The following is a 20070-nucleotide window of genomic DNA, read 5'->3' on the forward strand; positions in this document are numbered from 1 at the left end:
GACTAGCCTGTCGCGCAACGGCGAACGCTAGCGGCCTTTCCCGAACCCTGCAACTGCCACTGCCAATGCGCGACTGGGGCCACCCCAATGTGGGTTTCGCGCTGTTTTGACCGTGGCGGGGCTGTCAACCCCGCGCAGTTGCTATATGACGACCCAAATCCTCCCCGGAACCGAGCACGACCAGCCCTCGATGACCATTTCCAATTCCGTCCCGATCACGCCCGAGCTTGTCGCCTCGCATGGGCTGAAACCCGACGAATACCAGCGCATCCTCGCTCTGATCGGCCGCGAGCCGACATTCACCGAGCTCGGCATCTTTTCAGCAATGTGGAATGAGCATTGCTCGTACAAGAGCTCGAAGAAATGGCTGCGCACGCTGCCGACCAAGGGTCCGCAGGTGATCCAGGGGCCGGGCGAGAATGCCGGCGTGGTCGACATCGGCGACGGCCAATGCGTGGTCTTCAAGATGGAGAGCCACAACCATCCATCCTACATCGAGCCCTACCAGGGCGCGGCGACCGGCGTCGGCGGCATTTTGCGCGACGTCTTCACTATGGGCGCTAGGCCGATCGCGGCGATGAACGCGCTGCGCTTCGGCGAACCCGATCATCCGAAGACAAAACATCTGGTTTCCGGCGTGGTTTCCGGTGTCGGCGGCTACGGCAACGCCTTCGGCGTGCCCACGGTTGGCGGCGAGGTCAATTTCGACGCACGGTACAACGGCAACTGCCTGGTCAACGCCTTCGCCGCAGGGCTGGCGCGCACGGACGGCATCTTCCTGTCCGAGGCGAAAGGCGTCGGGCTGCCTGTCGTTTATCTCGGCGCCAAGACCGGGCGCGACGGCGTCGGCGGCGCGACCATGGCGTCCGCCGAATTCGACGATACGATCGAGGAAAAGCGTCCGACCGTGCAGGTCGGCGATCCCTTCACCGAAAAATGCCTGCTGGAAGCCTGCCTGGAACTGATGGCATCGGGCGCCGTCATCGCCATCCAGGATATGGGCGCCGCAGGCCTCACCTGCTCGGCCGTGGAGATGGGCGCCAAGGGCGACCTCGGCATCGAGCTCGACCTCGACAAGGTGCCGGTGCGCGAGGAGCGCATGAGCGCCTACGAGATGATGCTGTCGGAAAGCCAGGAGCGCATGCTCATGGTGCTGAAGCCGGAGCTGGAGAAACAGGCCGAGGCGATTTTCCACAAATGGGGGCTGGATTTCGCCATCGTCGGCCACACGACCGGCGATTTGCGCTTCCGTGTGATCCACCAGGGCGAGGAAGTCGCCAATTTGCCGATCAAGGAGCTTGGCGACCAGGCGCCCGAGTATGACCGGCCGTGGACCGAACCGAAAGCGCGCGCGCCGCTGCCGGCCGGCGAGGTGCCGGAGATGGACGTGGCGGACGCACTGCTGAAAATGCTCGGCGGGCCCGACCTTTCCAGCCGCCGCTGGGTTTGGGAGCAGTATGACACGCTGATTCTGGCCAACACGCTTCAGATCCCCGGCGGCGACGCTGGCGTGGTGCGCATCGACGGCCATCCGACCAAGGCGCTTGCCTTCTCCAGCGACGTCACGCCGCGCTATTGCGAGGCCGATCCCTTCGAGGGCGGCAAGCAGGCGGTCGCCGAATGCTGGCGCAACCTGACCGCGACGGGCGCGCTGCCGCTGGCCGCCACCGACAACCTGAACTTCGGCAATCCCGAGCGGCCCGAGATCATGGGCCAGTTCGTCAAAGCGGTCCAAGGCATCGGCGAGGCCTGCCGGGCACTGGATTTCCCGATCGTGTCGGGCAACGTCTCGCTCTACAACGAGACAAACGGCCAGGGCATCCTTCCCACGCCCACCATCGGCGGCGTCGGGCTCATCCCCGACTGGCCGAAGATGGCGCGCATCGGCTTCGCGGCCGAGGGCGAGGCGATCATCCTGGTCGGCGCGCCGGCCTCCTGGGGCACGCATCTCGGCCAGTCGATATACCTGCGCGACCTGTTCGGCCGTGCCGACGGCCCTCCCCCGCCGGTCGATCTCGTCCATGAGAAGCGCGCCGGCGAACTCGTCCGCTCACTGATCGAAAGCGGCGTCGCCACCGCCGTCCACGATCTTTCCGACGGCGGTTTGGCCGTAGCGCTTGCAGAAATGGCGATGGCGTCCGGCATCGGCGCCACGGTCAATCAGCTCAAGGATCTTTCGCCGATCCCCGTCTTCTTCGGCGAGGACCAGGGCCGCTATCTCGTCACCATCCCGCGCGAAAAGGTCGACTGGTTCCTCGGCGAATTCCTGGAAGGAGCCGGCGTGTTCGCTCCCTGGATCGGCGTCACCGGCGGGCGCGAACTGAAACTCGGCGACGCCCGCGCGATTCCCGTCGACGAGCTGCGGGCCGCGCATGAAGGCTGGTTTCCGAAGTTTATGAATGGAAACTAGGACCAAGACCTTTCTGCTGGCGGCCTGCCTGGCCGGGTTCTGGATAAGTGTCGTCATCTGCTGGTTCGCCGGGCCTCCTTTCGTATGGGCGCTGACCTCCCTGTCTCCGGATGCCTGCGGCGGCCTGTCGGACGCCGCGATCAGGGCCCAAGCCTGGCAGAATATGGGTGCTGTCGGCCTGGCCTGCGGCTTCTACGGGCTGCCGATCGCCTTCCTGATGCTCATGAGCTATTTCCAGACGGCGAAAGAACCCAGGCCTTTCCCGCGGGCGGCGGTAGTCCTTTACCTGGCATCGATCGTGACGACGGCAGCCATCTCGTATGGCGATGCCGTGGGCTGCGGCGGCAATCTTCGCGCGTTCCCGGCTGTCGTCTCGTTCGTTCTGAGTGCCGCGTCCGTGGTGCTCAATGTCTGCCTTGTCGCGGTGTCGATCTTCACGGCGCGCGCATATGTCATGGCGCCGGATTGATTTGCCGTTGATGCCGATACGATAGTCGCCTACGTCTCATGTCGAGCAGAGGAGATTGCCGCTTTGGCCATGGACGCGCACGAAATCGAGAAACTGATCAAGGAAGGCATTCCGGACGCAAAAGTGACGATCCGCGATCTCGCCGGCGACGGCGATCACTATGCCGCCGAGGTCGTTGCGGAGAGTTTTCGCGGCAAAAGCCGCGTCCAGCAGCATCAGATGGTCTATGAGGCGCTGAAGGGCAATATGGGCGGCGTGCTGCACGCGCTGGCGTTGCAGACCAGCGCGCCGGAGTGAGCAGACGAATTTCGTTTCTCGAATGCGATGAGGGCGATAGCAGCCTAGTTTCTCGCAGATGCCGCAATGATCGGCCCGACCGGGTATTCTCCGCCCAGTAGCGTCCTTTGCCCGTTCGACAGTGTCGAGATCGCTCCATCGAGGAACAGCGCATTCGGACATTTCAACTCGTCGCGGAACAGCCGCGCAAAGCTCCCGAGGCTGACTTCCGACAGCGAGATCGCCAGCACCACCGTGTGCGGATCGCGCACGCCGACACCGTTGCGGGTATATTTCGACGTGCCGTCCGGCAGAAATTTCGGATGGATCGCGCCGTCGATCACCAACATCGGGCCGGACTGGGTGGCGAATTTGACCGCTGGCCGTTCTGCCAGGAATTTCCCGGTCTCCATGACAGCCGGCTTGCCGTCCTGGCCGACTAGGAAAATTCCGTTCGGCTCGAGGTAAAAATTGCCCTCCCCCTCCTTTGTCTCAACCGGCGACAATTCCCGGCCGTTTTCGACCAGCAGGCCGACCGGGCCGAGGCCCTCGTGATACATGCCGGCATTCATCGCGAGTTGCACCGGCGTGCCCCGCACAGCCATCGCCTTATCGAAGACGTCTAGAGAGCCGTAGGCCTTTCCATCGGGGCCGGAATGATAAATGCCGATATCGTATTTGCGCAGGTCGATCTCGCAGACGATGTAAGCGGCCTGCTCGAAACGCGTCTCGCGGCACGGCGCCGGCAATTCGGCAAGGTCGAAGGACGCGCGCGAACGGCTCGCTTCGAAACGCCAGAGAGCGAGCCCTGCAGCGATAGAGGCGACAATTAGGACAATCGCGACAATTGCTTTTCGATTCACGCGAACTCCGGTCCAATCCAGTCGATCCCACGCAAAAATCCACGCTTTGCGCCGTTTCGATGACACGGAACCGGCTGGACCAGAGGGAAAGAATCGCGGCGTCTTGTTTCGGGTCGTCTATCGGTTTATTTGAATGTCATGTTTCGAGCCCGACTCCCAGCGGGCGTGAAAGGACGATCCATGAGCGGAATCAACGACTACATCGACAGCGAAGTGAAGGGCAACGACGTCGTGGTCTTCATGAAGGGCACGCCGGGCTTCCCGCAGTGCGGCTTTTCGGGCCAGGTCGTGCAGATCCTCGACTATCTCGGCGTCGATTACAAAGGCGTCAACGTGCTGACCTCGAACGAACTGCGCCAGGGCATCAAGGAATATTCCAACTGGCCGACCATTCCCCAGCTCTATGTGAAGGGCGAGTTTGTCGGCGGCTGCGACATCATCCGCGAGATGTTCCAGGCGGGCGAACTGCAAGGCTATTTCGAGGAAAAAGGCATCAGCGTCAGCAGCGCCGCCTGATCCCGGACCCGGCCGGGCCGGGTTCCCCAGCACTGGAATAATGGATGCGCCGGCCCTCCGGCGCATTTCGTTTTGCCGCATACCGGAGTCTTCCGATGGACCAGCAAAGCTCGACATCAACTCAACTCGCCTTTTCGCTTCCGCGCTGGGAGTTCATCACGATCTGCGCCGGCCTGATGGCGCTGAATGCGCTCGCCATCGACATCATGCTGCCGGGCCTCCAGCAAATCGGCGAAAGCCTTGGCGTGGCCGACGAAAACCATCGCCAGCTCATCATCCCCACCTATTTCCTCGGCATGGCCGCCGCGCTGCTGTTCTATGGCCCGCTCTCCGACCGTTTCGGCCGGCGCAAGCCGCTGTTCGTCGGCCTGGCCATCTACATCGTGGCGGCGACCGTCGCCGCCTTCGCCCCCAGCTTCGAAGTGCTTCTGGCCCTGCGTTTCATCCAGGGCATCGGCGCAGCCTCCACGCGCGTGATCGCCGTGTCGATCGTGCGCGACCGTTTTGGCGGGCGCGCTATGGCCGAAGTCATGTCGCTGATCTTCATGGTGTTCATGATCATCCCGGTGATCGCGCCGAGCCTGGGGCAGATCGTGCTGCTCGTCGGCGAATGGCACGAGATTTTCCTCGTCATGGCCGGCATCGCCCTGGCGATCACACTCTGGGCCTATATCCGCATGCCCGAAACGCAGCACCCGGAGGACCGCCGGGCGATCAACCTCGGCTCGATCTTCCAGGGTTTCGGCATCGTGCTGTCGAACCGCATGTCGGTCTGCTACACGCTGGCCTCGACGATCGTGTTCGGAGCACTGTTCGGCTTCATCAATTCAGCCCAGCAGGTCTATGTCGGCATCTACGGGCTCGGCGTCTGGTTTCCGGTTGTGTTTGCCTGCGTCGCCGGCCTGATGGCGGTGTCGTCCTTCCTGAACTCGCGCCTGGTTGGCAAGCTCGGCATGCGGCGCCTGTCGCATGCGGCATTGCTCGGATTTCTGACCTTGAGCGCCATCTGGTTCCTGTGGTCGCTGACGGGTCCGGTGCCTTTCCCTGTATTTGTCACGCTTTTCGCGGCTGCAATGTTTCTGTTCGGCTGGATCGGCTCGAACTTCAACGCGATCTCGATGGAACCGCTCGGTCACATCGCGGGCACCGCGGCTTCTATCCAGGGGTTCATCCAGACGCTCGGCGGCGTAATCATCGGCACCGCGATCGGCCAGTCCTTCGACGGCACGGTGACGCCGCTGGCCGCCGGTTTCTGCGGCGTGGCAGGGCTTGGGCTGGTCATGGTGCTGATCGCCGAGCGCGGAAAGCTGTTCCGGCCGCATCACGACCCGAAGCATGGCGTCGACACGATTGGGCATTGAGGCCCTGTCTAGCGGTCGGCCGCCATATGGTGGTCGACTATTGGAACTGCCTAGGGGCTTGTTAGAAAACGCCGCGCTCAATCCGCCCAGAGCGTGCGGCGTATCTCCTGCCAGCTTTCCTTGTCAGGCGCGGCAAGCAGCCCGCCGCCGACATGCGAGGGCAGATAGGCCGAACCATCGAGCCGGGCAGAATAGCCGCCAGCCTCGGCATGGATCAGCGTGCCCGGCAGATGATCCCACGGCATCAGCTTCATGTAGACGACGAAATGGGCATTGCCAGTCGCCAGCAGCCGGTATTCGTGCGCGGCGCAGCGGAAGTTGAAATGCGCGTTGAATTTCGCCTGGTTGCGCGCCAGCATCGAGCGCTCCGGCTCCTTGGTATAGTGCCACGAGACCGCGCCATTCATCGACGGCACCGGTAGCGCCGGCGCGACGCGGCACGGCTCCAGCCGACCGTCGCCATGGCGGACATGCGCGCCGCCGCCCTTGACGGCCAGGATGAAATCCTGGCCGACCGGATCGTGGATGATGCCGGCAACCGTCTCGCCCTTGACCACGACGGCCAGCATCACGCCGAACAGCGGCATGCCGGAGGCAAAATTCAGCGTGCCGTCGACCGGATCGAGCACGAAGGCCAAATCTGCATCGCCGAGCCCATCGAGCACCGAGGCATCGGCTGCGTGGGCCTCCTCGCCGACTACCAGCGCAGCGGGAAACCGCTCCTTCAGCCGCGCGGTGATGTAGCGCTCGGCATTGACGTCGGCTTCCGTCACCAGATCGGTGGCCGATGTCTTCTGGCGGATGTCCTCGGCGCTGAGGCGGCGCCAACGCGGCATGATCTCCACAGTCGCCGCCTCGGCAAGGAGCACGGTCAGCCAATCGACATTCTGGTCGTCAAAATGCATGGGAAAAAATCTCGCTGTTATCGGGTGAGCGCGGCGAAGTCGAAGAGGGAGCGGTCGAGCAGGTGCGACGGCCGGACATTGGCGAGCGCCCGGATCATCGTGTCCTTGCGGCCCGGCATCTTTCGCTCGATGTCGTCGATCATCGCCTTCATGGCGTTGCGCTGCAGGCCGTCCTGGCTGCCGCACAGGTCGCAGGGGATGATCGGGAAACGCATTGCCTCGGCGAAGCGGGCGAGGTCGGCCTCGGCGCAGAAGGCGAGCGGCCTCAGCAACATCACGTCGCCATCGTCGTTGAGCAGTTTCGGCGGCATGGCCGCCAAGCGGCCGCCGTGGAACAGATTCATGAAGAAGGTCTCCAGAATGTCCTCGCGGTGGTGGCCGAGCACCAATGACGAGCACCCTTCCTCGCGCGCGACGCGATAGAGGTGACCGCGGCGCAGACGCGAGCAGAGTGAGCAATAGGTGTTGCCCTCGGCGATCTTGTCGGTGACGATCGAATAGGTGTCGCGGTATTCGATGCGGTGCGGGATGCCGTAGCGGTCGAGGAATTCCGGCAAAATATGCTTGGGAAAGTTCGGCTGGCCCTGGTCGAGATTGCAGGCGATCAGCTCGACCGGCAGCACGCCACGCCATTTCAGGTCGAGCAGGACGGCGAGCAGTCCATAGGAATCCTTGCCGCCCGAAAGCGCCACCAGCCAGCGGTCGCCCGGCCGCACCATGCCGAAATTTTCGATCGCCTCGCGCGCCTGGCGCAGCAGCCGCTTGCGCAGCTTGTTGAAGGCGACGGAAGACGGCACGTCGCGGAACAGTGGATGGTAGCTGTCGGCCTGGCCGTCGTCGGCCGCTTGAATATCCGGCGCGAGCGGCCTGTCGATTGTATCGAGATCCATGCGTCAGCGTCTTCCAGTTTTGATCGAAACCCGAGGGGGAGGCGCGGCGGAAGAAGCCTTCGATATTCCCGAACGACTGTTAGACGCAAGGGCAAACCGTATTCGAGATCGGATATGTCGTGGCCCAAAATAAAACGAGCGGCGGGAAGCCCGCCGCTCGTGAAATGCCAGGCGATCCTCGTTGGATCAGCGCGAGTAGAACTCGACCACCAGGTTCGGTTCCATCTGCACCGCGAACGGCACGTCGGCCAGGCCGGGAACGCGGGTGAAGGTGGCGGTCATCTTGTTGTGGTCGGCCTCGATGTAATCCGGCACGTCGCGCTCGGCGAGCGCCACCGATTCCAGCACGATCACAAGCTGCTTCGACTTCTCGCGCACCTCGATCACGTCGCCGGCCTTGCAGCGGTACGAGCCGATGTTGACGCGCTTGCCGTTGACGTTGATGTGGCCGTGGTTGACGAACTGGCGGGCGGCGAAGATCGTCGGCACGAATTTGGCGCGGTAGACGACGGCGTCGAGGCGCGATTCCAAGAGGCCGATCAGGTTCTCGGAAGTGTCGCCGCGGCGGCGGTCGGCTTCCTCATAGGTCTTGCGGAACTGCTTTTCCGAGACGTCGCCATAATGGCCCTTCAGCTTCTGCTTGGCGCGGAGCTGCAGGCCGAAATCGGAAAGCTTGCCCTTGCGGCGCTGGCCGTGCTGGCCGGGACCGTATTCACGCTTGTTGACCGGGGACTTCGGGCGGCCCCAGATGTTTTCGCCGAGACGGCGGTCGATCTTGTACTTCGCGGATTCGCGCTTGCTCATCGCATTCCCTTTCAAAACAGACCACCCGAAGCCCATGCCCCGGGTGAAGGAAACGCGCCCTCCTCTGGCCTCCGTTTTCGAGACCTGACAGGATCTTCCACGCACGCTTTGCGGAAAAGACCCACGGGACACGTCAAATAAGACGCCGGACCTTTCGGCCCGGCGATGGCGGCGAGATAAGGGAAACCGGTGCGGTTGTCAACGAACAGTCGCGATCCTTATTCGCACAGGCGGGCAAAACCTTGCCCGTCCCGGCGGCGAGGACGAGCCGCTCCGCCGAAACCATTGGCGAACAGTCTACTTCTTCTGCAGCCGTTCGCCGATCTTAGAGGCGTAGTTCATGACGTGGAAGGTGTAGTTCTCCTCCACCGTCCCCTGGAACAGGTGCGCCCACGGCCCGATCGCATAGATTCCGAGATCCTCGCCGCCATGCGTCTCGCTGCCGAGCGGCACCAGCGAATGCTGCACGAAATCCGGCTTCGTCGTCTCTTCCGAGGTCAGCATCGGCCGCTCCGCCGGCTTTTCCGAGGCGCCCGGTCCGTTGGCGAAGCCGATGGTGGTGTAGGTCTTGCCATCCTTGCCGTAGATCGGCTCATCGTCGACGCCGACGGAGATGCCGAGGATCGGATTGCCGCGCTTTGCATAGCCGGAGATGGTCAGCGTATGGCTGTGATCGCCGGTTACCACGATCAGCGTCTCATCCAGATTGACCTTGCGCAGGATCGCCTTGACGGCCTCGTTCATCGCCGCGCCGTCCGACAGCGTGCGGTAAGCGTTGGATTCGTGGCTGGCATGGTCGATGCGGCCGCCCTCGACAAGCAGTACGTAGCCCTCCGGATTCTTCGAGAGAATGTCGATCGACTTCTCGGCCATCTCGGCGAGCGAGGGTTCGCCCGCCTTGTCGCCCGGCCGATCATGTTCGTATTGCATGTGCGAGGGCTCGAACAAGCCAAGCAGGTGATCGGTCTTGCCCGGGTCGATCGCCGAAAACTGCTCCTTGTTCCAGACATAGGCGCCCTTGTCGCCGTAGCGATCGGTCCAGGCCTTGGTCAAGTCCTTGCCGTCCTTGCGCCGGCCCTTCTTCTTGTCGGCGTCCCCATACTCGGCATCGCTGGCGCCGGCCGGCATGAAATAGGCGCGGCCGCCACCCATCGCGACCTCCAGGCCGTCGCCATATTTCATCTCGACGAGTTGCCTCGCAATGTCGACGCAGCCGCCGGCCACCGCCTCGGGGGTCATCTCGGCGTCGGACTCCCAGTCCCGGTCGGCGATATGGGCATAGGTGGCGCCCGGCGTTGCATGGGTCAGGCGGGCCGTGGTGATCGCGCCGGTGGACATGCCGAGTGTTTCCGCCATTTCCCAAAGCGTCGTCACCTGCTTGGTCTTCTGGTCCTCGCAGGAGCCGAGTTTTGCCGTATGGTTCAAACCCATCAAATCGTTGATGGTCTTGACGCCCGTGGTCATGGCCACCGCGCTCGGCGCCGAGTCGGTGATCTGCGCATCGGCCGAATAGGTTTTTGATGCGGCCAGATAAGGAAAGCCCTCCCAGGCCAACACATTGGATTCGCCATCCACCCCGCGCTGCTGGCCCTCGAAGATCCGGGTCGCGGTCACCGTGGAAAAGCCCATGCCGTCGCCGACGATAAGGATCACGTTCCTGGCCCGGTTGGTGTTCTTCTGGCGCTTCAGGATTTCGGTGAGCGCGCTATCCGCCTGCTTGTAGTAGGGGTCGTCTCCCTGCACCAGCCTGGCATCGTCCGCGCGCGCAATTCCCGTCGCAGCCACGCCGGCTAGCGCAAGCAAGGCGGGCCGGGCCAGCCGTTTCCATTTTGTCTTCACTATTTCCTCCACAAGGCGTTGCTCCCCCGCCTCCGGACAATCATTAGCCCGCTAACGATGTCTATCAATCACTAAATCTGTGGGAGGTACAAGATTGCTTCGTGGAGGTTTCGCGGCGGAATGCATCGAGCCCAGCTTGGTTTCCCGACAGGGCGCCATGCGGCAAGGATGAAAGAGACCCAACATCGATAACCGGCCCTCGCATGACGCCGGCCATCGTCGCCTTGCGGAACTAGCCCTTCTTCTCCGGCAAGCCTTTGCGCTTGGTTTCGGCGAACTCCTCGAGCTGTTTCTCGCTCATGGATTCGTACATCCCTTTCGAGGCTCCCTTCAACTCGCTCTTATTCGTGTCGCCGCGCTTGGCGGAGAGCGCTGCGCCGGCGGCTTTCTGCTGGGCTTTCGATTTGGCAGGCATGACTTGTCACTCCTTCGAAGAATTATGCTGACAACGCCCTCACGGCGCAGCAGTTCCGCTGGCGCAGACAGATCGATACATCCTGCTAACACATTGTATTTATTGTATTTAGAGGATTTCCAAAGTCCGATTTTACTTGACATTGAGCATCATCTTTATATTTTTGCCAACGTCTGCCCACTCAGGCTGCGGCAAGCACGTTTCGAAAAGGTTCCGCCAATGACAGCCCGCCTCTCCTCGCTGCTCGCCATTTCGGCTGCGGCTTTCCTGGCTGTGTCCAGCCTGCCGCCCAAGGCGCTGGCCGACGAAAAATCCTTCACGCTGACCATCCAGGATCATCGCTTCAAGCCGCAGACGCTCAGCGTCCCGGCCGGGGAGCAGTTTTCGCTGATGGTCGTCAACGCCGATCCCACGGCGGAAGAATTCGAGAGCAACGATTTTCATGTCGAGAAGGTGATCGGCGGCGGCAAGCAGATGACGTTCCACATTGGGCCGCTGGCCGCCGGCAGCTATGGTTTCTTCGGTGAGCGCCACATGGACACCGCCCTCGGCAATCTGTTCGCGGAGTGACTGCCATGCTGTCGACCTTCGTCATCGTCTTCCGCGAGACGCTCGAGGCGGCGCTGATCGTCGCCATCGTGCTTGCGGCGAGCAAGGGTATCGCCGGCCGCGCCCGATGGGTGGCGGCGGGCGTCGCGGCCGGCCTTTGCGGCGCGGGCCTCGTCGCCCTGTTCGCCGACGGGCTCGCCAACCTGTTCGAGGGCAACGGCACCGAAGTCTTCAACGCCGGGGTGCTGCTGGTCACCGTCGGCATGCTCGGCTGGCACCAGATCTGGATGAGCGCGCATGCGGCCGAACTGGCCGGCCAAAGCCGCGCCATCGGCCGCGCCGTCAAGGACGGCGGCAGGCCGCTGTCGGCGCTGGCCATCATCTGCGCCGTGGCCGTGCTGCGCGAGGGCTCGGAGACCGTGCTTTTCCTCTACGGCATCGCCATCGACGGCGAAGTCACCGTCGCCGCCATGCTGCAGGGCGGCCTGCTGGGCGTCGCCGCCGCCGTGCTCGTCGGCTGGCTGTTCTACGCCGGGCTGCTGCGTGTGCCGCTAAAACACATTTTCCGGGTGACGGGCGTCATCATCATCCTGCTCGCCGCAGGTCTCGCCGCCCAAGCCGCCGCCTTCCTGGTCCAGGCGGGCTATCTGCCGGCACTCGGCTACGACATCTGGAACACGTCGGAGATCCTGCCGCAGACCAATGCGCTCGGCTTCCTTCTGCACATCCTCGTCGGCTACGTCGCCCGGCCGGAAGGCATCCAGATCGCCGCCTATGTGGTCACGGTGGCGGCAATCGTGTTCGGTTCGGCTGTTGTCAAGCGGTCGCAGGTCCAGCCGGCTGCGGCGTAACGGCGAGTCCAAATCCCTGCATCAGGCGGCGCTCGGCAAAACCCGCATTGCCCGACGTGAAGACCGCGATGTCGAACCGCTCGCCCGGCGAAGATGTGCCTTGCCCGACTTCAGGCAGCAGCGACAGAGCTCGCCTGGCAATCGCCTCGGCAGGATCGATCCAGTCGACCGGCCATGGCGCGGTCTTGCGCATGCGGTTGACCAGGAACGGATAGTGCGTGCAGGCGAGCACCACGATGTCGGTGCGCTGGCCCTCCCGCTCGATGAAGCACGGCGCGATCTCCGCCCCCACCGCCTCCTCGTCGACAAAACCGTCGCGCATATAGTTCTCGGCAAGTGCGGCCAGCCTGTCGCTGCCGACCAGCCGCACATGGCATTTCGACGCCCAGTTGGTGATCAGGTCGCGCGTATATTGCCGCTTCACGGTGCCGGGCGTCGCCAGCACCGAGACGAGGCCGGAGCGGGTGCGCTCGGCGGCGGGTTTTATGGCCGGCACGGTGCCGACGAACGGGTGCCCGGGAAACGCCACGCGCAGGGCGTCGATCACCAGCGTCGAGGCGGTGTTGCAGGCAATCACCGAAATTTCCGGCTCGAAGCGATCGAGCAATTTGCCGAACAGGCCGATGACATGCGCCTTCAGCGCCGGCTCTTCCCACGCGCCATAGGGAAAGGCAGCATCGTCGGCGACATAGACGAAGCGGCGGTCGGGCATCAGTACACGCGCCTCGCGCAGCACGGTCAGCCCGCCAATGCCGGAATCGAACATCAATACCGGGCGCTCAGCCATCGTTTCCCTCCCCGGCCTCTTCCGTCCGGCGCGCCGGATGGGCCAGCCTGTCCACCTCCGCCTTGCGCTCGGGATAACCGGCGCCGCGCGGCTCTTTCGGCGAAAAATAATCGAGCGACGAGATGATGCCGCGCAGCACCTTGATCTCGCCCATCGTGAAGCCGGGTCGCGTCAGAACCGCGCGGACCTTGTCGACCATTTTTGCCTTCTTGGCCGGCGGACGGAAATAACCGCGGGTATCCAGGGCCGCTTCGAGGTGCCCGAACAGGCCGTGCAACTCCTCTTTCGGCGCCGGAACGATCTGCGGCCCGGTGAACGGGATGTCCGTCTCGCGCTCCAGCCCGGCCTTGCGCCATTCATAGGCCATCAGCAGCACCGCCTGCGCCACGTTTAGCGACGCATAGGCCGGGTCGACCGGGAAGGTGACGATCTCGTCGGCAAGGCTGATCTCGTCATTGTCGAGCCCGAATTTTTCGCGGCCGAACAAGATTCCCGTCCGCACACCCGCCGCGTCCCGACCCCGCAAAAGCCGGGCGGCCTCGACGGGGCCTCGCACATGCTTGAAGCCGTCACGTTCGCGCGCCGTCGTAGCGAAGACGAAACCGAGGTCGGCGACGGCGGCACGCAAATCGTCGAAGACGACCGCGCGGTCGACGACATGCGTGGCGCGGCTGGCCGCGGCGGTCGCCTTGTCGTTCGGCCAGCCGTCGCGCGGCGCCACCAGCCGCAGTTCCGAAAGGCCGAAATTCGCCATGGCGCGCGCCACCATGCCGATATTCTCGCCCATCTGCGGGGCGACCAGCACGATGACGGGCGTAAACTGGCTTGGAGGAATCTTGGTCGGAGCGTCGGACATGAAGGATCGATGCGATGGCTTTGCGGCGGAGTTCGGTCCCTGCCATAGTTGGCGGGGAAAATGAAGGCCGGGAGAGCGAACGATGACAGGCGAACTGGCGGATCGCATTCGCGCAACGCTCGGCGACGATCCGAACATAGGCGAGATCCGCATGTTCGGCGGCATCTGCTTCACGCTGAACGGCAACATGCTGGTCGGCACGATGAAGGACGGCACACTGCTTGCACGCGTCGGCGAGGTCCAGGAAAAGACGGCGCTGTCGCGGCCGGGTGCGACGCGCATGAATTTCACCGGGCGCGAGATGAAAGGCTACATCATCGTCGCCGCCGAGAGCCTGGACGACATAGCGTTGATGCAATGGATTGCGATGGCGTCGTCGCATGTCGGGCCGATGCCGCAGAAGCGGAAAAAACCCGCGCCGGCAAAAACCGGCGGCAAGAAATAGACGCCCCGCCCGTCCGTCGCCCCGATGAGCCAGCAAAGCACGTGGCGCCGCGTCTGGAAACATTGCCGCGACGTGCTGACCGCGCATGGTATGAAGTTCGGCCAATCGAGGCCGGCGGCAGTCGTCGCCCTCAAGCCGGTCGTTTCCGTGGCGTTTGCCGTGTTTACCGCTCACGCGTTGGGACTGCAGGACACCTGGTGGGCGGCGATCAGCGCCGTCATGGTCACGCAGGACAGTTTTGGCGCATCGCTGTACCGCGGCCTGCTGCGCATGCTGGGCACGATTTTCGGGGCTGCTGCCGCATTCCTGCTCGGCCCGCTGATCTCCCCTTACCCCATCGTCTTCGCTCTCGTCATGGGCCTGGTCACATGGGGGTGCCTGTACTCGGCTCTTGTGTATCGGCACAGTTATGCCTGGGTGCTGACGATGATCACCTTCGTGATGGTGATGTGCGAAGCCGTCAATCCGCAGGGCCACCTGGGCCAGTTCGCGCTCGAGCGGATCGCCAACGTCGCCGTCGGAACAGCCGGCTGCATCCTCGTCGCCGGTCTGGTCGAGGCACGGCTGATCGGTGCGACGCTGAGCGGCGGGCGGAACTGGCATGACCTTGTCGGACCGATGACGGGGCGGTTGACCGAAGCGCCGATCGAGCGCCGTGGCGCGTCGCTGCACGCGCTTCAAGGGGCCGTCGCGATGATCGCGCTGTCGGTCTCAGTCAGTTTTTGGGGGCTTGGACCTTTCGCGCAAGGGATGGTGACGGCAACCGCTGTGCTGGTGGTTCCGCTCGACACCGCCGCCGGCGACCCGCATCTGCTGGTGGTCCAGCGCATGGCGCAGCGTTTCGTCGGCTGTCTTCTGGCCGGCGTCGTCGCTTTTGCCATGCTCCCGTTCATCGAATCGAAGCCGCTCTGGTGCCAGATCGCTCTTGGCCTCGGAGTCTGGGCTGCGACCTTCCTGCAGACCGTCTATCCGCACGGTCGCTATATCGCGGTGCAGTTCCTCGTGGCCTTCATCATGGTGTTCGTGCAGGATCAGGGCTGGACCGTCGAGGAGGAGCCGGCGCTGGCGAGACTGGCCGGCGTGATGGCGGGAATCGTCACGCTCTACGCCGTGTTCCTGCTGTTCCGGAACACGGCACGGCAAACGGCGAATTGAAGTTGCCGCAATCGATCATGCTTTGATATACGAACCGAATTCCCTGGCCAAAACCATACGGGCGACGGCCGCTTCCGCTCCCAACAGCAAGGCTTTTTCAATGGCGAAGATCAAGGTGGCCAACCCGGTCGTCGAACTCGACGGCGACGAGATGACCCGCATCATCTGGCAGTTCATCAAGGACAAGCTGATCCACCCTTATCTCGACATCGACCTCGAATATTATGACCTTGGCGTCGAGCATCGCGACGCCACCAACGACCAGGTGACCATCGACGCCGCCAACGCCATCAAGAAGCATGGCGTCGGCGTCAAATGCGCGACGATCACGCCCGACGAGCAGCGCGTCGAGGAATTCAAGCTGAAGAAGATGTGGAAGTCGCCCAACGGCACGATCCGCAACATTTTGGGCGGCACCATCTTCCGCGAGCCGATCATCATGAAGAACGTGCCGCGCCTGGTGCCCGGTTGGACCAAGCCGATCATCGTCGGCCGCCATGCCTTCGGCGACCAGTATCGCGCCACCGACTTCCGCTTTCCCGGCAAGGGCAAGCTGACGATAAAATTCGTCGGAGAGGATGGCGCCACGATCGAGCACGACGTGTTCGATGCGCCTGGCTCCGGCGTGGCAATGGCCATGTACAATCTCGACGAATCGATCCGCGAATTCGCCCGCGCCTCGCTGAATTACGGCCTGCTGCGCAACTACCCGGTCTACTTGTCGACGAAGAACACCATCCTGAAAGCCTATGACGGCCGCTTCAAGGACATTTTCCAGGAGGTCTACGAGCAGGAGTTCGAAGCCGAGTTCAAGGCGAAGAAGCTGTGGTACGAGCATCGCCTGATTGACGACATGGTCGCTTCGTCGCTGAAATGGTCGGGCGGCTATGTCTGGGCGTGCAAGAACTATGACGGCGACGTGCAGTCCGACACAGTGGCGCAGGGCTTTGGCTCGCTCGGCCTGATGACCTCGGTGCTGATGACGCCGGATGGCAAGACGGTCGAGGCCGAGGCCGCGCACGGCACCGTCACTCGGCATTACCGCCAGCACCAGAAGGGCGAGGAGACTTCTACCAACTCCATCGCCTCGATCTTCGCCTGGACGCGCGGTCTCGCGCATCGCGCCAAGCTGGATGACAACGCCGAGTTGAAGAAGTTCGCCGACACGCTGGAAAAGGTGTGCATTCAGACGGTCGAGAGCGGCTATATGACCAAGGACCTGTCGCTGCTGATCGGCCCCGACCAGCCCTGGCTCTCGACCACCGGCTTTTTGGACAAGGTCGACGAGAATTTGCAGAAGGCGATGGCCTGAGACCCATTGCCGGAGATTTGCGCCGACCAGCCAAAACGAGCGCCGCAGGTCTCCATTCGAAAGCGTCGCGGCGCGTTGGCTTCGGTCCCGCCGCGTCCTCCTCGTCAGATCATCTAGGATGACCGCACCATGCGCTTTCCCATCTTGGCCGCCACGCTGATCATCGGCGCATCCACCTTGGCACATGCTAAGACAAAATTGGTCGACATTGACGACGAGGTCGTGGTGCACCCCTTCAACCTGACCGCCGATGCCATCGAAGAGATGAACGTTCTCGACACAAGGGGAAACAAGATCGGAGAGATCGAGGAGGCCCTGGGGCCGACCAAGCAGAGGGCTACGGCAGTTGCGGTCGACCTCGTGGACGGTTCCGGCCTGAGGGACGATGACGAGGACATAATCGTACCGCTCGACGCCCTGATTCTTCAGGACAGCGGGTCGCTGGTCCTGAACGCGGACGCCAAGACGATCAAGAAATACGAGGTGTTCAGCGACTGACCCGGCCGCCGGCTGTTTTCAGCCGGAGCATCCTTGGGTAAGTCATCGCGCGCCTATGGGCTCGTTGATACACGCTGCGCGAATCAGGCGGCCAGCATCGCCGCCTTGACTGCCGCAATCGCCTCCGCCGACCGGGTTGCGTCCGGACCGCCCGCCTGCGCCATGTCGGGCCGGCCGCCGCCGCCCTGCCCGCCAAGCGCGGAGGACGCGACGCGCACCAGGTCGACCGCGCTGAAGCGTTTGGTGAGATCATCGGTCACAGCGACCACCACGCTTGCCTTGCCGTCGTCACCAGCGCCGACGAAGACGACGACGCCGGAGCCAAGGCTCTTCTTGCCCTCGTCGGCCAGTGGCTTCAGATCCTTGGGTGACACGCCGGAAACCGACTTGCCGAGAAAGCTAACGCCCGCAACGGATTCCTTTTCCGCGCCGCCGCCATCGCTTCCGCCGCCGCCAAGCGCCAGCTTCTTGCGGGCGTCGGCCAATTCGCGCTCCAGCTTCCTGCGCTCCTCGACAAGCGCCTCGACACGCGACAGCGCGTCGCCCGGCGAAACCTTCAGCGCGGAGGCGATGGCCTTCAGCCGCCGGTCCTGCTCATCAAGGTGCTTTCGCGCCGCCTCGCCGGTCAGCGCCTCGATGCGCCGCACGCCGGCCGCCACCGCGCTGTCGGAGAGGATGCGCACAAGCCCGATGTCGCCGGTGGAGCGGACATGGGTGCCGCCGCACAGCTCGACAGAATAGGGCCGGTTGGATTTCGCGCCGTGCAGGCCCGTGCCCATCGACACGACGCGCACCTCGTCGCCGTATTTTTCGCCGAACAGCGCCATCGCACCTTCGGCGATCGCATCGTCGACCGACATCAGGCGCGTCGTGACCGGGCTGTTCTGCACGACGATCTCGTTGGCCATAAACTCGACCTGCTCAAGCTCATCGGACGAGACCGGCTTGTTGTGCGAGATGTCGAAGCGCAGCCGGTCGGGCGCCACCAGCGAGCCTTTCTGGGCGACATGGGTTCCGAGGACTTCGCGCAGCGCTTCGTGGATCAGGTGCGTCGCCGAATGGTTGGCGCGCAACGCTGTGCGGCGCGCGTGGTCGACCTTGAGTTCGGCGGTCGCGCCGACCCGTACCGCGCCTTCCGCAACCTTGCCGAAATGCACGAACAGGCCGTCACCCTTCTTCTGCGTGTCGGTCACTTCGAAGCGGAAACCGTCGCCGGAAATGGTGCCGGTGTCGCCCATCTGGCCGCCGGATTCGCCATAGAAGGGAGTCTGGTTGACGACCAGGCCGACAGTCTCGCCCTGCGAGGCGGTTTCGACCGACGCGCCATCCTTCACCAGCGCCAGGACGACGCCCTCGGCCTGCTCGGTGTCGTAGCCCAAAAACTCGGTGGCGCCGGTCTTTTCGCGCACGCCGAACCAGACGGTTTCCGTCGCCGCCTCGCCCGACCCCGCCCAGCTCTTGCGGGCTTCGGCCTTCTGCCGTTCCATCGCATCCTGGAAACCGTCGAGATTGACGGAGATGTTGCGTTGGCGCAGTGCATCCTGCGTCAGATCCAGCGGGAAACCGTAGGTATCGTAGAGCTTGAAGGCCGTCTCGCCATCGAGCATATCGCCGGGGCCGAGCGTCGCCGTTGCCTCTTCGAGCAGACCGATCCCGCGCGCCAGCGTCTTGCGGAAGCGGGTCTCCTCCAGCTTCAGCGTCTCGGTGATGAGCGCCTCGCCGCGCGCCAGTTCCGGATAGGCGGCCCCCATTTCGCGCAGCAGCGCCGGAACCAGCTTCCAGATCAGCGGCTCGTTGGCGCCGAGCAACTGGCCATGGCGCATGGCGCGGCGCATGATGCGGCGAAGCACATAGCCCCTGCCCTCGTTGGACGGCAAAACCCCGTCGGCGATCAGGAAGCAAGACGACCGCAGATGGTCGGCAATGACGCGGTACGAGGCGACATTGTCCTTGTCCGGCCCGCGCCCCAGCGCCGACGCGGCGGCGTCGATCAGGGTGCGGAACAGGTCGGTTTCAAAGACGCTTTCGACGCCCTGCAGGATCGACGCCATGCGCTCGAGGCCCATGCCGGTATCGATGGAAGGCCGCGGCAGATCGATGCGCTGTTCCTTCGTGACCTGCTCATACTGCATGAAGACCAGGTTCCAGAATTCAAGGAAACGGTCGCCATCCTCTTCCGGGCTGCCGGGCGGGCCGCCCCAGATGTGCTCGCCACGGTCGATGAAGATTTCCGAGCATGGACCGCAGGGCCCGGTGTCGCCCATCGCCCAAAAATTGTCCGAGGTCGGGATGCGGATGATGCGGTCGTCGGAGAAGCCGGCAATCTTCTTCCACAGATCGGCCGCCTGGTCGTCGGTATGATAGACCGTGACCAGCAGCTTGTCCCTGGGCAGGCCGAAATCCCTGGTGATCAGGTTCCAGGCAAGCTCGATGGCGCGCTCCTTGAAATAGTCGCCGAAGGAAAAATTGCCGAGCATCTCGAAGAAGGTGAGGTGTCGGGCGGTGTAGCCGACATTGTCGAGATCGTTGTGCTTGCCGCCGGCACGCACGGATTTCTGCGAAGTGGTGGCGCGCGAATAGCTGCGTGTCTCCAGGCCGGTGAAGACGTTCTTGAACTGCACCATGCCGGCATTGGTGAACATCAATGTCGGGTCGTTGCGCGGCACCAGCGGGCTGGAGGCGACGACCTCGTGACCGTTCTTCCTGAAATAGTCGAGGAAGGTCGACCGGATTTCGTTGACGCCACTCATGCCAAAACCTTTTGAAATCCCGCGCGGCGGGGAAATGGAAAAGGCCTTTTAGCGGCAGCGCCAAAGCCTGTCCACAACACCGCAAGGCCCTGCAAAGCCCTGGCCGAAGCTTTGCCGGG

Annotated in this window: 20 protein-coding genes; 11 read left to right on the plus strand and 9 right to left on the minus strand. The window is 63.4% G+C overall.

Going from position 1 to position 20070, the window contains the following annotated elements:
* The first annotated feature begins 190 nt into the window (after positions 1 to 190).
* The 3 genes from purL (at position 191) to ACH196_RS21740 (ending at position 3176) form a co-directional block, all read left to right on the plus strand.
* Positions 191 to 2410 carry a phosphoribosylformylglycinamidine synthase subunit PurL gene (purL, locus tag ACH196_RS21730; protein ID WP_396649051.1) on the plus strand — a complete coding sequence of 740 codons (2220 nt, stop codon included), beginning with the start codon at positions 191 to 193 and terminating at the stop codon, positions 2408 to 2410.
* Positions 2400 to 2879, plus strand: a complete 480-nt coding sequence (locus tag ACH196_RS21735; protein ID WP_396649020.1) for a hypothetical protein — start codon at positions 2400 to 2402, stop codon at positions 2877 to 2879. Before purL ends, ACH196_RS21735 begins: the two co-directional genes overlap by 11 nt.
* Before the next feature lie 63 nt (positions 2880 to 2942).
* Positions 2943 to 3176, plus strand: a complete 234-nt coding sequence (locus tag ACH196_RS21740) for a BolA/IbaG family iron-sulfur metabolism protein (RefSeq protein ID WP_396649021.1) — start codon at positions 2943 to 2945, stop codon at positions 3174 to 3176.
* Between the two features lie 44 nt (positions 3177 to 3220).
* Here the strand turns inward: ACH196_RS21740 and ACH196_RS21745 are convergent, their stop codons facing one another.
* On the minus strand, positions 3221 to 4018 hold the full coding sequence (locus ACH196_RS21745) for a phosphodiester glycosidase family protein (protein ID WP_396649022.1): 798 nt from the start codon (positions 4016 to 4018) through the stop codon (positions 3221 to 3223).
* 180 nt (positions 4019 to 4198) lie between these two features.
* Between ACH196_RS21745 and grxD the strand changes: the two genes are divergently transcribed.
* The gene (gene grxD / locus ACH196_RS21750; protein WP_396649023.1) at positions 4199 to 4534 is read left to right on the plus strand and encodes a Grx4 family monothiol glutaredoxin; all 336 of its coding nucleotides are present in this window, start codon (positions 4199 to 4201) and stop codon (positions 4532 to 4534) included.
* Between the two features lie 95 nt (positions 4535 to 4629).
* Entirely contained in the window at positions 4630 to 5895 is a 1266-nt protein-coding gene (locus ACH196_RS21755) for a multidrug effflux MFS transporter (RefSeq protein WP_396649024.1), read from the plus strand.
* 77 nt (positions 5896 to 5972) lie between these two features.
* On the opposite strand, the gene ACH196_RS21760 is transcribed toward ACH196_RS21755, so the two are convergent.
* The 5 genes from ACH196_RS21760 to ACH196_RS21780 form a co-directional block, all read right to left on the minus strand.
* A complete protein-coding gene (locus ACH196_RS21760; RefSeq protein ID WP_396649025.1) occupies positions 5973 to 6800 on the minus strand; it encodes an inositol monophosphatase family protein in 828 nt (275 codons plus the stop codon).
* A 17-nt stretch (positions 6801 to 6817) separates the two neighbouring features.
* Positions 6818 to 7690, minus strand: coding sequence for a tRNA 2-thiocytidine(32) synthetase TtcA (gene ttcA, locus ACH196_RS21765; protein ID WP_396649026.1), 873 nt, complete (start codon positions 7688 to 7690; stop codon positions 6818 to 6820).
* Positions 7691 to 7876: 186 nt separating this feature from the next.
* Positions 7877 to 8494: a 30S ribosomal protein S4 gene (rpsD, locus tag ACH196_RS21770; protein WP_396649027.1), complete on the minus strand. Its 618-nt coding sequence runs from the start codon at positions 8492 to 8494 to the stop codon at positions 7877 to 7879.
* Between the two features lie 297 nt (positions 8495 to 8791).
* The gene (locus ACH196_RS21775) at positions 8792 to 10333 is read right to left on the minus strand and encodes an alkaline phosphatase (protein ID WP_396649028.1); all 1542 of its coding nucleotides are present in this window, start codon (positions 10331 to 10333) and stop codon (positions 8792 to 8794) included.
* Between the two features lie 232 nt (positions 10334 to 10565).
* Positions 10566 to 10748: a DUF3008 family protein gene (locus tag ACH196_RS21780; protein ID WP_396649029.1), complete on the minus strand. Its 183-nt coding sequence runs from the start codon at positions 10746 to 10748 to the stop codon at positions 10566 to 10568.
* Positions 10749 to 10967: 219 nt separating this feature from the next.
* On the opposite strand from ACH196_RS21780, the gene ACH196_RS21785 reads away from it, so the two are divergent.
* Positions 10968 to 11318 carry a cupredoxin domain-containing protein gene (locus ACH196_RS21785; protein ID WP_396649030.1) on the plus strand — a complete coding sequence of 117 codons (351 nt, stop codon included), beginning with the start codon at positions 10968 to 10970 and terminating at the stop codon, positions 11316 to 11318.
* A 5-nt stretch (positions 11319 to 11323) separates the two neighbouring features.
* A complete protein-coding gene (locus ACH196_RS21790) occupies positions 11324 to 12148 on the plus strand; it encodes an FTR1 family protein (RefSeq protein WP_396649031.1) in 825 nt (274 codons plus the stop codon).
* On the opposite strand, the gene murI is transcribed toward ACH196_RS21790, so the two are convergent.
* Together murI and ACH196_RS21800 are read right to left on the minus strand one after the other, a co-directional pair.
* Positions 12114 to 12935 (minus strand): glutamate racemase, encoded by an 822-nt coding sequence (gene murI / locus ACH196_RS21795; RefSeq protein WP_396649032.1) that lies wholly within the window; start codon positions 12933 to 12935, stop codon positions 12114 to 12116. The genes ACH196_RS21790 and murI overlap by 35 nt on opposite strands.
* Entirely contained in the window at positions 12928 to 13791 is an 864-nt protein-coding gene (locus ACH196_RS21800) for an RNA methyltransferase (RefSeq protein WP_396649033.1), read from the minus strand. The genes murI and ACH196_RS21800 overlap by 8 nt, the downstream gene beginning before the upstream one ends.
* A gap of 82 nt (positions 13792 to 13873) precedes the next feature.
* Here ACH196_RS21800 and ACH196_RS21805 point away from each other — a divergent pair, with 82 nt between their 5' ends.
* From ACH196_RS21805 to ACH196_RS21820, 4 genes are all read left to right on the plus strand, one after another.
* Positions 13874 to 14236, plus strand: a complete 363-nt coding sequence (locus tag ACH196_RS21805) for a TfoX/Sxy family protein (RefSeq protein ID WP_396649034.1) — start codon at positions 13874 to 13876, stop codon at positions 14234 to 14236.
* Between the two features lie 24 nt (positions 14237 to 14260).
* Positions 14261 to 15391 carry an FUSC family protein gene (locus ACH196_RS21810; RefSeq protein WP_396649035.1) on the plus strand — a complete coding sequence of 377 codons (1131 nt, stop codon included), beginning with the start codon at positions 14261 to 14263 and terminating at the stop codon, positions 15389 to 15391.
* Positions 15392 to 15491: 100 nt separating this feature from the next.
* Positions 15492 to 16703, plus strand: coding sequence for an NADP-dependent isocitrate dehydrogenase (locus ACH196_RS21815; protein WP_396649036.1), 1212 nt, complete (start codon positions 15492 to 15494; stop codon positions 16701 to 16703).
* A gap of 129 nt (positions 16704 to 16832) precedes the next feature.
* Positions 16833 to 17201: a PRC-barrel domain-containing protein gene (locus ACH196_RS21820; protein ID WP_396649037.1), complete on the plus strand. Its 369-nt coding sequence runs from the start codon at positions 16833 to 16835 to the stop codon at positions 17199 to 17201.
* 83 nt (positions 17202 to 17284) lie between these two features.
* Here the strand turns inward: ACH196_RS21820 and alaS are convergent, their stop codons facing one another.
* Positions 17285 to 19951, minus strand: a complete 2667-nt coding sequence (gene alaS, locus ACH196_RS21825; RefSeq protein ID WP_396649038.1) for an alanine--tRNA ligase — start codon at positions 19949 to 19951, stop codon at positions 17285 to 17287.
* Positions 19952 to 20070: the final 119 nt, after the last annotated feature.

The sequence above is a fragment of the Mesorhizobium sp. IMUNJ 23232 genome, assembly GCF_044326205.1.
Lineage (GTDB): Bacteria > Pseudomonadota > Alphaproteobacteria > Rhizobiales > Rhizobiaceae > Kumtagia.